General features: G+C 72.0%; 6 protein-coding genes. 3 read left to right on the top strand and 3 right to left on the bottom strand.

From position 1 onward, the window contains the following. Positions 1 to 39: 39 nt before the first annotated feature. Both ACXR2U_RS20770 and ACXR2U_RS20775 read right to left on the bottom strand, forming a co-directional pair. On the bottom strand, positions 40 to 3,294 hold the full coding sequence (locus tag ACXR2U_RS20770) for a GH92 family glycosyl hydrolase (RefSeq protein WP_458826993.1): 3,255 nt from the start codon (positions 3,292 to 3,294) through the stop codon (positions 40 to 42). Between the two features lie 60 nt (positions 3,295 to 3,354). Beyond that, positions 3,355 to 4,365: a LacI family DNA-binding transcriptional regulator gene (locus tag ACXR2U_RS20775; RefSeq protein ID WP_458826994.1), complete on the bottom strand. Its 1,011-nt coding sequence runs from the start codon at positions 4,363 to 4,365 to the stop codon at positions 3,355 to 3,357. Between the two features lie 95 nt (positions 4,366 to 4,460). On the opposite strand from ACXR2U_RS20775, the gene ACXR2U_RS20780 reads away from it, so the two are divergent. Further along, positions 4,461 to 10,136, top strand: coding sequence for a GH92 family glycosyl hydrolase (locus ACXR2U_RS20780; RefSeq protein ID WP_458826995.1), 5,676 nt, complete (start codon positions 4,461 to 4,463; stop codon positions 10,134 to 10,136). Here ACXR2U_RS20780 and ACXR2U_RS20785 read toward each other — a convergent pair. Next, on the bottom strand, positions 10,133 to 10,666 hold the full coding sequence (locus ACXR2U_RS20785) for a hypothetical protein (RefSeq protein ID WP_458826996.1): 534 nt from the start codon (positions 10,664 to 10,666) through the stop codon (positions 10,133 to 10,135). The two genes, ACXR2U_RS20780 and ACXR2U_RS20785, sit on opposite strands and share 4 nt — an antisense overlap. A 51-nt stretch (positions 10,667 to 10,717) precedes the next feature. Between ACXR2U_RS20785 and ACXR2U_RS20790 the strand changes: the two genes are divergently transcribed. Both ACXR2U_RS20790 and ACXR2U_RS20795 read left to right on the top strand, forming a co-directional pair. Beyond that, positions 10,718 to 11,866 (top strand): acyl-CoA dehydrogenase family protein, encoded by a 1,149-nt coding sequence (locus ACXR2U_RS20790; protein ID WP_458826997.1) that lies wholly within the window; start codon positions 10,718 to 10,720, stop codon positions 11,864 to 11,866. Between the two features lie 4 nt (positions 11,867 to 11,870). After that, the coding region (locus ACXR2U_RS20795; protein ID WP_458826998.1) for a TrmB family transcriptional regulator at positions 11,871 to 12,665 on the top strand (795 nt) is incomplete at its 3' end.

Genomic DNA, 12,665 nt, shown 5'->3' on the forward strand with positions numbered 1-12,665 from the left:
TGTGAGGGCGGGGTTCTCACGGTGGGGGTTCCCCGGCGGTCAGGCGACGAGCGTCATCGCCCAGATCTCGGCGCCGGAGGAGTTGGGCAGGGCGATCGCCTGCACCTTCTTCGCGGCGTCGAGGCCGACGTTGGCGCGCCAGAGGTTGACCGGCGGGCCGTCGACGCCCTGGCCCGCCTTGATGCGGTGGTCCATGGCGATGGCGGCCGTGTTGCCGGCGAGCGGGTTCGACGACGCCCAGTCCGACAGCGCGAACGGGACGGTGGCGCTGGTGCCGTCGGTGTAGGTGACGACGACCGACGACGACACGTCACCGCCGTGCGCGGCGCCGATCACGGCGAGCGACGTGTACCGACCCGCCGGCAACGCCAGCTGCTGTCCGCGCGCGGTGAGGAAGTTGCGCGCGGTGCCGGTGGAGTCCGGTGCGAGGAAGCGGGTGCCGGCCACGGTGGTCGGACCGGCGGCCGGCAGCAGCGCGGCGTCGTAGCTCCAGCCGCCGCCGTCGAAGTTCCCCTGGTCGGGAGCCTCGACCGTCGCGGTGCCGTCGACGTCGTACGCCAGCGGAACGCTGCATTGTGCACCGGTCGTCGCGCAGGCGACGTCCGACAGCGTGACGGTCGCGGTGGCCTCGACGACGCCCGTGCCCGAGGTCTGCCAGGTGAACCCGACCCGGTACGTGCCGGCGGGGGTCTTCGCCGGGATGCCGATCGTGACGGGGATGTCCACGCCGATCGGGAGACCGGACGACCGCATGACCGTCAGCTTCGAGGCGGGCGAGGCCGACCACCCGTCGGGCAGGGTCGTGTTCTGCCGCACCACCCGGAAGTCCGGGAACTGACCCACGATCCGGGCCGTGACCACGACGGAACGGGCACCGGTGGGGGCGGCGGCGGAGTCGACGGTCGCGGACAGGCGCACCCGGTCGTCGGTGGCGGTGGCGTCGACCGACGGCGGGACGTCGGACGGCGCGGTCGCCCACGCCGACGGCTGCTCCGACACCGTGTAGGCGAGCGACCCGCCGTGCTTGAGGGCGTTCCAACCCACCCAACCGTGCGTGGTCGCCGTGCCGTTGACCGTGGCCGAGGTGACGTACCGGGCCGTGTCGCTCACCCCCGGCGCGGTGACGACCAACCGCCCACCCTGCCGGCTCCCGGCCGCGCCGATGGTCACGTTCGCCGACGGGAACTGCGGCGAGGACAGGACGAACTGGTTGGAGCCGCTCATCGTCGGGTAGATGCCGAGCGAGCTCATGACGTACCACGCGGACATCTCGCCGAGGTCGTCGTTGCCGGTCATGCCGTCCGGCCCGGTCGTGAACAGGGTGTAGGCGGCTCGGACGACGGTCGCCGTCTTGGCCGGCTGCCCCGCCCAGAGGTAGGCGTAGGGCGCGAGCAGGTCGGGTTCGTTGTTCGGGTTGTACGTCGCCTTGCCGTAGTAGTCGTACGGCGAGCTGATCCAGGCGGTGCGCGCGGTGTCCGCCGGATCGGTGAGCAGCGAGGGGTACGCGAAGAACGTGTCGAGCCGAGCCGCTGCGGCCTTCCGACCACCGAGCAGCGTCACCAGACCGCCCATGTCCTGCGGTACCAACCAGGTGTACTGGTTCGCGCCGCTCTCGTGGAAGGCGGTGTCACCGCTCACCGGGTCGTACGGGGAGAGGAAGGTGCCGTCGGCGAGACGCGGACGGAACTGCTGGATCCGGCCGTCCCACAGGTTGCGGTACCACCGGCCCCGCTCGGCGAACATCGTCGCGTCGGCGCGGTGACCGAGCGCGGCCGCCATTGTCGAGAGCGCGGCGTCCGCCGCCGAGTACTCCAACGTCGCCGACGCCGGGTGCGCACAGTCGTTGTCACCGCCGTGATCGGGGCAGTCGACCCCGCGTTCGAGCCCGAACGGGATGTAGCCGAGCTTGTCGTAGTACGCGACGCCCGCGCGGCCGTTGTACTGCGAATCAGCCGGCGGCAGTTGGGTCGCGTACTTCTCCAACATCCCGTACGCCTCGGCCTCGTGGCCGGCGAGGAACCCCTTCGACCACAGTTCGACGAGCGTCGGCGTCACCGGGTCGCCGGTCATGATGTTGGTCTCGCTGTCGGCCAGCGCCCACCGCGGCAGCCACCCGCCCTCACGGCCGATCGCCAGCAGGGACAGGGCGTTGTCGCGCGCGACCGACGGTGCGAGCAGTTCGAGCAGCTGGTTCTGCGTGCGGTAGGTGTCCCACAACGAGAAGTTGGCGCGCGGCGTGTAGTCCTTCGCCGTGTGCACCTTCCGGTCGAAGCCGAAGTACTTCCCGTCGACGTCGCCGGACAGGTTCGGGTGCAGCATCGCGTGGTAGAGCGCCGAGTAGTACGCGATCTGACGGTCACGAGAGCCGCCGGTGACCGTGGCCAGGGCGAGTTGCTTCCGCCACCGGTCGGTCAGGGCCGCCCGCGTCGCGTCGAAGTCGAACCCGGTTCCGGTCTCCGTCGCGAGGTTCTTCCGCGCGCCGGCGATTCCCGTGTACGACAAGGCCACCTTCACCGTGACCTGTGTGGTCGCGCCGGGGAACGTCACCCACGCGCCGCGGTCACCGGCGCCGTTGGCCACCGCGCGGGAGCCGGGAGTGAGCTCCCCGCCCGCCCACGTGCCGGTCGCGGTGAACGGCTGGTCGAACGTCGCCGTGAAGTACACGGTGTGGTCGTCGTGGCCGGCGCAGAAGCCGCCGTCGTGGACCTTGCCCTCGAGCGTGTGGTCGTCGACGATCCGGATGTCGCTGTCCAGCACGGGCATGTTGGCCTTGCCGGTGTTGAACAGGACGTTGTGCTGGCCGCCGGCCGGGAACGTGTACCGCTGCCACCCGGTGCGGTCGGTCGCGGTCAGCTCCGCGTCGATGCCGTACGAGGAGAGCCCGACCCGGTAGTAGCCCGGCGTCGCCTGCTCGTCGTCGTGCGAGAAGTCCGAGCCGTAGGTGTTGACGTCCGTGGAGGTCACGGCACCGGTCGTCGGCATGACCGGCAGTTCGCCCACGACCCCGCAGCCGACCCCGGACAGGTGGGTCTGACTGAAGCCGTAGAGGCGGGAGGCGGAGTGGTCGTACCCGCCCTGCCCGCCGGTGTCGGGGCTGACCTGCACCATGCCGAACGGCGCACTGGCACCGGGGAACGTGTTGCCGAAGTTCTCGGTCCCGATGAACGGGTTGACCAGCGAGAGGGGGTCGGCGGCGGGGGCGGCGGACGCGGGTGTCGAGACGGCGACACCGGTGACGGTGGCCGCGCCGAGCGCGAGGACGGCGAGAGCAGCGGGGAGGAGGGTGCGGGGCATCAGCGGGATCCTTTGCGGTGACAGCGTTGTCGAGGACGGCGGATCGTCGGGAACTGCAGGTCAGCGGGGTGGGCGTTCGCCCGAACCTCGGGGCACGAGGTGGACGGGCAGACGGGTGGTGGCGGCGGCGTTCTCCGCGCCGTCGAGCCGGGCGATGAGCACCTCGGCGCCGAGCCGACCCATCTCCTCGGGTTTGTGCGCCACCACGGTGACGCCCAGCAGGTCGGCGAGTTCGAAGTCGTCGAAGCCCACCAGCGCCGGCGGCGACGCGACGTCCGCGAGCGCGCGCAACGCGCCGACCGTGATGCGGTTGTTGGTGGTGAACAACGCGGTCGGCGGATCGGGTTGGGCCAACAGGTCTCGGACGGCTTGTCCGGCGGCGTCGCTGTCGTGGGAATCGGTGCGCACCAGCCGTTCCCAGTCGGCGACGCCGGCGGCGGTCATGGCCGCCGAGAAGCCCGCGACGCGTTCACGGTGGGTCGGCAGCCGTGAGAGGTCGCCGACCAACCCGATCCGGTGGTGACCGTGGGCGAGCAGGTGCTCGGCGGCCCGGCGGGCGCCACCTTCGTTGTCCAGTGCAACGACGTCGGCGTCGAGGCCACGGGGCGGTCGGTCGAGGAACGCGACCGGGACACCGAGGCGTCGCTCGTGTTCGAGGTGCGCGTGGTCGGGCAGACACGTGACCAGCAGCAGGGCGCGGACGCGTCGTTCCAGCATCTCGGTGGTCAAGGCCCGCTCCGACGCCGGGTCCTCGTCGCTCGAGGCGGTCACCAGCTGCAGACCCTCGGCGCGCAGGCGACGCTCGACGCCACGGGCCAGGCGGGCGTAGAAGGGGTTCGCGACGTCGCCGATGACCAACCCGACGGTGCTGGAACGAGCGCCCAGACGCAGTTCCCGCGCGATGACGTTGGGACGGAAACCGAGCTCGTCCGCGGCGGTCTGGACCTTGGCCGCGGTGGCGTGGGCGACGTGCGGCTCGCCGTTGAGCACCCGGGAGGCCGTCTTCAGGCTGACGCCGGCGAGGCGTGCGACGTCGGCCATGGTCGGCCGCGGCCGTTCGGTCCGGGTCACGGGCTCATCCTGGGCGAATCTTGACAACGCTGTCAAACCCGGACAAGGTCACCGGACGCGCGCACCGTGGCGCCGTCCCGCGAGAGGAACCACGCATGTCCCCGTCCGACCCCCACAGCTCCCGACGTCTCGGCGGCCTCAGCGCCGTCGCGCTCGCCGTCCCCGCGGTGCTCGTCGCCGGCCTGGTCGCCGCGAGCCCGGCACCGGCCGCGGCCGCCGCACCCGGCTCCTTCGCCACCTCGTTCGAGTCCTCGGACCCGGCAGCCGTCTCGACCCAGGTCGAGACCGGCGCCGACGGCAACCGTGTCCGCCGGGGGATCAGCGGGCCGACCGACCCCGCCGCCACGAGCGTGGTCTCGCCCGCCACCGCGGTGACCGCCTCGGCGAGCAACGGGGCCGCAGGCGGGCCGAGCGCCCTGACCGACGCCGACCCGGCGACCCGCTGGCAGGCGCTCGTGCCTTCGGCGAGCGTCACCTACCGGTTGACCACACCTACGGCCGTGAGCGGCTACGCACTGACCTCGGCCGCCGACGCCCCGGACCGGGACCCGGCCGCGTGGACGCTCTCGGGTTCGACCGACGGCACCACGTTCACCACCCTCGACACCCGCCGCGACCAGACGTTCGCGAAGCGGGGTCAGCGGGCGACCTTCGGCATCGCGAAGCCCGCGAGCTACGGCTGGTACCGACTCGCGGTCACGGCACCGCACGCCGGTCGGGTCCTGCAGCTCGCGGACCTCGACCTCACCGCCGCGGGCGCCGCGGCCGGCCCCGGCCCGATGGTCACGGCCACCGGCGACGGCCCGACCGAGGGCCTGAACATCAAGGAGCAGGCGGGCTTCACCGGCCTGCACGCGTACCGCTACGCCGGGCGTCAGACCGCCACCGGGCGCGTGTACGAGACCAACGTCATCCAGGACGGGCTCGCCGTCACGGTGGGACCGAAGACGCAGCTGCGGTACACCATCATCCCGGCGTACACCGACGACGACCCCACGTACCCGTCGACCTTCGCCGCGATCGACCTGCACTTCACCGACGGCACCTACCTCTCGCAGCTGGGCCCGGTCGACCAGCACGGCATCGGTCTCACCGCTGCCAGGCAGGGACAGGGCAAGATCCTCTACGCCGACCAGTGGAACCGGGAGTCGAGCGACCTCGGCGCCGTCGCCGCCGGCAAGACCATCGACCGCGTGCTGCTCGCCTACGACGACCCCACCGGCACGGTCGGGACCGCCTTCGGCGGCTGGGTCGACGACATCGCGATCGACCCGGCACCGCCCACGCTGGACACCTCGACGCTCACGCACGTCGTCGACACCCGGCGCGGCACGAACGCCTCGGGCTCGTTCTCGCGCGGGAACAACCTGCCGATCACCGCGGTGCCGAACGGGTTCACGTTCCTCACGCCGGTCACCGACGCCTCGTCCAACAGCTGGGAGTACTACTACCAGCAGGCCAACAACGACCAGAACCTGCCGACGCTGCAGGGGTTCTCGGTCTCGCACGAGCCCAGTCCCTGGATGGGTGACCGCAACCAGCTCTCGGTGATGCCGTCGGCGTCGGCGACCCCGACGGGCAGCCCGTCCGGTCGCGCGCTGGCGTTCAGCCACGCCGACGAGACCGCGCAACCCGACTACTACCGGGTCGGGTTCCAGAACGGCCTCACGACCGAGATGACGCCCACGGACCACGGCTACGCCATGCGGTTCACGTTCCCCGCGACCACCGGCTCGCTGGTGTTCGACACCGTCGACCAGAACGGGAAGTTCACCGTCGACCCCGCCGCGGGCACGGTGACCGGTTGGGTCGACAACGGCAGCGGCCTCTCGGCCGGCCGCAGCCGGATGTTCTTCGCCGGCACGTTCTCGGCCAAGCCCGTGGCCCAAGGGACGGCCGCCGGTGCCAACGCGCCGTCGTCGCAGTATGCAACGTTCGACACCAAGACCGTCGAGCTGCGTATGGCGACCTCGTTCATCGGTCTCGACCAGGCGCGCAGGAACGCGAAGCTCGAGCTCACCGGCCGCAGCTTCGACGACGTGCGGCAGGCGGCCACCACGGCCTGGCAGCAGCGGCTCGGAGTGGTCACGGTCGGCGGCGCCACCGACGACCAGCTGCGCACCCTCTACGGCAGCCTCTACCGGTTGAACCTGTACCCCAACTCGCAGTTCGAGAACACCGGCACCGCCGCGGCGCCGGCGTACCAGTACGCGAGCCCGGTGCTGCCCATGACCGGCCCCGCGTCCGACACCCGTACCTCCGCCACCGTGAAGCGCGGGAAGGTCTACGTCAACAACGGTTTCTGGGACACGTACCGGACCGTCTGGCCCGCCTACTCCCTGCTGTACCCGGAGGTCGCGGCCGACCTGGTCGACGGCTTCACCCAGCAGTACCGCGACGGCGGGTGGATCGCCCGGTGGTCCTCACCGGGCTACGCCGACCTCATGACCGGGACCAGCAGTGACGTCGCGTTCGCCGGCGCCTACCTGCGCGGTGTCCCGCTGAAGGACCCGCTGGCCACGTTCGACGCCGCGATGAAGAACGCGACGACGATGCCGACCCAGAGCGGCGTGGGCCGCAAGGGCCTCGCGACCTCGATCTTCCAGAAGTACACGGACACCTCGACCTCGGAGTCGGTGTCCTGGCAGCTCGAGGGCGACATCAACGACGCCGGGCTCGCGCAGATGGCGACCGCCCTGGCGGCGGACCCGCGTACCCCGTCGGCACGGCGTCAGGAACTGAAGGACGACGCGGCGTACCTGGCCGATCGGGCCGGGCAGTACGTCAACCTGTTCGACCCGTCCATCGGATTCTTCCAGGGTCGCGACGCCGACGGTTCCTGGAACCAGAGCAAGGCCGACTACGACCCCGAGTCGTGGGGTGGCGTCTACACCGAGACCGACGGGTGGAACTTCGCCTTCCACGCGCCGCAGGACGGCCAGGGTCTGGCCGACCTCTACGGCGGCCGGGCCGCGCTGGCGACCAAGCTCGACCAGTTCTTCTCCACCCCCGAGCTCGCCGACAAGCCCGGCGGGTACGGCGGGGTCATCCACGAGATGCTCGAGGCCCGCGCGGTGCGCATGGGCCAGTACGGCCACAGCAACCAGCCCTCGCACCACATCCCGTACATGTACGACTACGTGCAGCAGCCGTACAAGACGCAGGCCAAGGTCCGCGAGATCCTGCAGCGGCTCTACGTCGGCAGCGAGATCGGCCAGGGTTACCCCGGCGACGAGGACAACGGCGAGATGTCGTCCTGGTACGTGCTCTCATCGCTGGGCATCTACCCGCTGCAATCCGGTTCGCCGAACTGGGTGATCGGCAGCCCGCTGTTCACCAGCGCGACCGTGCACCGCAGCAACGGTGACCTCACGATCACGGCGGACGGCAACAGCGACCGCAACATCTACGTGCAGTCGCTGCAGGTCAACGGCAAGGCCCACTCGTCGACCTCGGTCACGACGCAGGACCTGGCCGGCAACGCCCGCCTCGACTTCACCATGGGTGCGAAGCCCTCGGCGTGGGGGACCGGCAGCAAGGACGTGCCGACCTCGCCCACCACCGGTGCCACCCCGCCGCGTCCGGACGAGGACGCGACGACTCCCGGCGTCGGCAGCTTCAAGGCCAGCAACGGACAGGACGTCAGCGCGCTCACCGACGACGACCAGGCCACCCAAGCCACGTTCAGTGGCGCCGTCCCGGCCCTGACCTGGAAGACCCGCGGCACGTCGCAACGGGTCGACATGTACACGCTGACCTCGGGGACGGCCGCGGGCGACCCGACCGGGTGGACGGTGCAGGCGTCGCAGGACGGACGCACCTGGACCACGGTCGACACCCGGACCGCGCAGGAGTTCCGGTGGCGTAACCAGACACGGCCGTTCACCGTCGCCCACCCGGGCGCCTACCGGATGTACCGGCTCCTGCTGAACAGCACCGGCACGACCTCGCTGTCGGAGGTCGAACTGCTGGTGGCGCCGGGGTCCTCGGGCACGAACACGCTCGCGATCACACCGACGACGCAGTCCCTGACGGCCCGGGTCGGCTCGCCCACCAGTGCGACGCTCGCGACCTTCCTCGGCGCGGCCGGTCGCCCGGCCTCGGCGTACACGGCCACGATCGACTGGGGTGACGGCCGCACCTCGGGCGGCACCCTCACTCCGGGCCAGCTCGACACCTACGCCGTCGCCGGTTCGCACACCTACGACGAGCCCGGCTGGTACCGGGTGGCGGTGACGGTGTCGAACGGGCAGCGCACGGTGACGGCCGAGGTCGGTGTCAGCGTCGCGATCGCCGCCACCAGCGGGATCGTCGCGGGCTTCGACAGTGTCTGCATCGCCGACGACGGTGTGGCCGTCGACTGCGACGGCGTCGGGTACAGCTACTCGCGTCAGGCGCTCGCCGCGGCCGGCGCGGTGCAGGGCACGACCATCGACGTCCCCGGCGGTGACCTGCACTTCGTGCTCCCGGCCGTCGCCGCGGGCCAGCCCGACAACGCCGCGGGCAACGGCCAGACCGTGCCCGTCACGGTGCCGGACGACGCCACGCAGATCGCGTTCGTGGGCGCCGGAACGCAGGGGACGAACACCACGACCGCCACGCTGCGCTTCAGCGACGGCACCAGCCAGGAGGTCGCGATGGACTTCCCGGACTGGACCCTCGGCGGCGGCGGATCCCCCGTGCCCGACGGCTTCACGTCGGTCGCGGCCTCGGCCTACCGCCTCAACCACGGCAGCAAGGACGGTGCCAAGCCCTACCTGTTCGCAGGACCGTCCATCGCGTTGCCGGCGGGCGAGACCCTCACCGGCGTCACGATGCCGGACCAGCCGGGCGACGCGGGTGACCTCCGGGTCCACCTGTTCGCCATCGCCGACAACGGCACGCCGACGGCGCCGCTGCAGCTGACCCCGAGCCAGCCGGCGAAGGCCACCACCGGGGTCGGCACCGCGCTGACGCTCGGCCGGGCGACCGGTGGGGCCGAGGGCCCGCGCACCGCCCGGGTGCAGTGGGGTGACGAGTCCGTGACCGCCGACGCGACCGTGACGGTCACGGCCGGGGTCGCCAGGATCACCGGCTCGCACACCTGGCGGGAGGCGGGCACCTACACCGTGCACGTCACGGTCAGCGACGGTGCGTCCAGCACCACGAAGGCGTTCCGGGTCGTGGTGCGCGATCCCGCCCAGCAGGCGGTCGCGGTCTCACCGTCGACGGTCTCGCCGGGTGCGAGGCTCACGGCCACCGGGATCGGGTTCACGCCCTCGGAGAAGGTCACGGTGGCCCTGTCCACCCCGATCACCGCGACGACCACGGTCACGGCCGATGCCCAGGGGCGGATCGCGGCGACCCTCACGGTGCCGAGCCGGACGGCGGCCGGCACCTACGCGCTGACCGCGACCGGGGCGAAGTCCCAGCGGCCGGTCACGTCGGCGTTCTCCGTCGTCGACCCGGCCGCGGCCGGTCCCTCGACGGTGCGCTCGACGTTGGTGCTGTCGTCGACCACGGCCACGCCCGGTGAGACGGTGTCGGCGCAGGGTTCGGGCTACCGCCCGAACCAGGACGTCTCGCTGATCGGTGCAGCCGGCAACGGTTCGTCCGTGGTCCTCGCGGTCGTGCGGGCCAACGCCGACGGCGTGATCGCGACGTCGTTCGTCGTCCCGGCCCTCGCCGGTGGCCTGGTCGCGGTGCGCACCACCAACGCGGCCTCACCGGTGGCGGCGCCCGCCCGAACCGGGTTCACCACCACCGCCACCCCGCACGGCACGGCGGACTAGACGGTCCGGGCGCGCCACCGCTCCACGGTCGCGGGATCCACCGGGTTCCCCCAGCCGTGGAAGTCGGTGGCCGCCTGGTCGGGGAAGGTCGACGCCGGCACGAGATCCACGCCGTCGCGGGCGACCAGCACCTCGACGGCGTGGAGGTGTTCGAGGGTGCGGGTGTGGTCGACGGCCGCGAACAGGTTGTCGCCCACGATCCCGCTCGCGTGCAGCAGCCCGGAGAGCAGCGGCGCGGGTGACACGCCGGCGGCCGTCGCGGCCCGCTGGACACGGGCGACCGCCTCGACCGGCTCACCCGCCTCGAGACCCGCGATGTCGCGTCGCAGCGGATCGGTCTCGTACCGGTCGTGCCACGGCCCGAACGTCGGTCCGCCGACGGTGGGAAACGCCCACAGCACGCCCTGCAGCTGCTCGGCCGCCGGGTCGGTGACGCCCGTGCGGGCGGACCAGGCCTGCACGGCGAGCAGGGCGGCGGCCAACCGGGCGATGACCGAGCGGTCGGCGTAGGTCGCGGCGATGTCTCCCACAGCACGGATCTTCCCGTACCGCGGCGGTGGTTCACGGGGATGATGGGCGGCGTGGACGACGCCGACCTCACCCAGGTGCTCGCGGAGATCGACCGGTTCGTGCGGCAGGAGGTGATCCCGCGCGAGACCGAACTCGACGAGCAGGACGTCATGCCAGCGGTGCTCAAGGAGCAGGCGGCCGCGATGGGGCTGTTCGGCTTCGCGCTGCCCGAGGAGTACGGCGGCCTGGGCCTGACGATGGCGCAGGAGGTCGAGCTCGTCATGACCGTCTGCTACGCCGCTCCGGCGTTCCGGTCGATGTTCGGGACCAACAACGGACTCGCCGGCCAGATCCTCGTCGAGACCGGCACCGAGGAGCAGAAGAAGCGGTGGCTGCCGGGTATCGCCGCGGGGGAGATCATCGCGAGCTTCGGCCTCACCGAACCCGAGGCCGGGTCCGACCCGTCCTCGCTCACCACCACCGCGCGACGCGACGGTGACGGCTGGGTGCTGGACGGCACCAAACGCTGGATCACGAACGCACCCGCGGCCGACGTCGTCATGGTGTTCGCCCGCACCGTCGACGAGGACGCGAACCCTGGTCCGATCGGGGTCTTCGCCGTCCCGACCGACACGCCCGGCGTCGGCATCGGGCCCAAGGACGTCAAGATGGGCCAGGGCGGCAGCATCACCGCCGAGGTGTACCTCAACGGCGTGCGCCTCGACGCCGACGCCCGCATCGGCGGCGACGACGGCTACCGCATCGCGATGGCGTCGGTCGCCCGGGGGCGACTGGGAGTCGCCGCCATCTGCGTCGGGATGATCCGGCGCCTGCTGGACGAGACCACCGCCTTCGCCCTGGACCGGAAGCAGGGCGGCAGCCGGATCGCGGACCACCAGCTGATCCAGGCGTTGATCGCCGACACCGCGACCGATCTCTACGCCGCCGAGGCGATGGTCCGCCGGTGTGCCGCAGAGATCGACGCCGGCACCGGTCGACGCGAGGACCCCAGCGTCTGCAAGTACTTCGCGTCCGAGGCCGTCGGCCGCGCGGCCGACCGCGCGGTGCAGGTCCACGGCGGCATGGGCTACATGCGCGGCGTGGCGGTCGAGCGGCTGTACCGCGACGCGCGGCTGTTCCGCATCTACGAGGGCACCTCGCAGATCCAGCAGCTCATCATCGGCCGGGCCGCGACGCGGGCCGCGGAGAAGCGGCGTTGAGCCGGTGACCGAACCGATGCTCGGTCTGCTGGGCATCGACCCCGACGCCGAACGGCTGTACCGGCTGCTGGTGCGCTCGGGGGTGGCCACGGTCGCGCAACTGGCCGAGGAACTCGGCGAGGACCCGAACCCGGTCGCGGCGAGCGCCGCCCAGTTGCGCGCGGCCGGGCTGGTGGCCGCGCTCGCCGGCGGTGACTCGACGTTCGCGCCGGTGGACCCCCGCGTCGCGCTGCGCTCGCTCGCCGACCGCCACAGCGAACAGCTGGACCGGGTCCGGGCGCAGGTGCCGGTGTTGGCCGAGTTGTTCGAGAGCGCGCGTCACCGCGGCACCGGCAACGGGGCGACGGTGGTGCTGGCCGATCCCGACGCCGTCGCCGCGACCTACGTCCGGGTGCAGCACCAGGCCCGGGACCAGTTCCTCGCCTTCGACCGGCCGCCGTACGTGTCCGCCTCGGAGAACCCGCTGCAGCCGGTCGTCCTCGACCGCGGGGTGAGCTGGCGCGCGGTCTACGCCGCCGCGAGCTTCGAGATCCCCGGTGCCTGGGACGAGGCGCAGGCCCTCGCCGGCAAGGGCGAGCAGGCCCGGGTGGTCGCCGACCTGCCGGTCAAGCTCGCCATCGCCGACCACGACCTCGCGCTGGTGTCCCTGCAACTGGACCCGCTGCGGGTCGAGGCCCTGCGCACCGAGTCGCGGCCGATGGTCGAGGCGCTGTGCGCGCTGTTCGAGTACTTCTGGGAGCGCGGGTCGCCCGTGGCCGCCGCGGGTAGCGCGGCGGCGGCGGTCGCAGCGGCGCGCACC

It is taken from the genome of Jatrophihabitans sp. YIM 134969 (assembly GCF_054456675.1).